The 400-nt window shown below is 68.2% G+C and carries 1 protein-coding gene; it reads left to right on the top strand.

Annotated features, from left to right (window positions below; genetic code table 11):
• On the top strand, positions 1–400 hold a 400-nt coding region (locus tag AC0IYH_RS29605; protein WP_471837629.1), incomplete at both ends, for a glutaminyl-peptide cyclotransferase.

Below are 400 nucleotides of genomic sequence, written 5' to 3'. Positions count from 1 at the left end.
ACCGTACTGCCTTCACCGAAGGGCTGTTGTGGCACGACGGCGTGCTGGTCGAGAGCACCGGGCAGGAGGGTCGGTCGGAGGTCCGCCGCGTCCGCCTGAATGACGGTCGCATCCTCGCCCGCGCCACGATCCCCGCGACGCAGTTCGGGGAGGGCGTGGCGCTGGTGGGTAACGACCTCGTCAGCCTGACATGGCATGACGGCATAGCGCATCGCTGGAACGCCAAAACGCTCAAGCCGCTGGGAAACATGCGCTACACCGGCGAAGGCTGGGGCCTGACCGGCGACGCGACGCAGCTGATCCGCTCCGACGGGTCCGACACGTTGCGGGTGGTCGATCCGAAGACGCTGAAGGACCGCCGCCTGATCGCCGTCACGATCCGCGGTCGGCCGCTCAAGGA

The organism is Pseudomonas sp. AC463, from assembly GCF_979253585.1.
The sequence above is the reverse complement of the archived record's forward strand: the minus strand, read 5'-3'. Positions and strand labels throughout refer to the sequence as shown.